Source organism: Phormidium sp. CCY1219 (assembly GCF_055795085.1).
On the sequence record NZ_JAYFEQ010000232.1, the window covers coordinates 1 to 455 of the forward strand.

General features: G+C 55.8%; 1 protein-coding gene. It reads right to left on the reverse strand.

Annotated features, from left to right (window positions below; genetic code table 11):
* Positions 1-434 (reverse strand): S8 family serine peptidase (locus tag AC0QH1_RS02380; protein WP_324629187.1); only part of this gene is annotated, 434 nt, incomplete at its 3' end.
* Between the last annotated feature and the right edge of the window lie 21 nt (positions 435-455).

Here is a 455-nt window from a genome sequence, read left to right on the forward strand (position 1 = left end):
TTCGCCAAATGCACCGCCGCCGTCATATTCAGCAAGCCAGCGCCCGTTTCAGCATCATGACCCGTACTGCCCAAATCCGTCGCCGTGTTGCGGATAATCTCAACCACCTGGCGATAACTCAACTCAGGATTGGCCGCCCAAACCTGAGACACGGCCCCCGTCACCTTCGCCGTGGCTACAGAAGTTCCGGCCATACCACTGGTTCCTTCCCCAGCTAAGGACAATTGGGGATTCTCCGTCGTTCCGCCATAAGCCGTGATATCCAAACCCTGACCATAGCTGGAATAATTGGTGCGGTCTGCCCCTTTCCAAGCCGACGTTTCGGGGTCAAACTGTTCCGCCGCACCCACAGTCATAATGTTGTCAAACTCTTGCGAGGCTTGACCCAACGCCGACATCACACCACCGTCATTCCCAGCAGCGGCCACAATCATGACGTTATTCTGACGTGCATA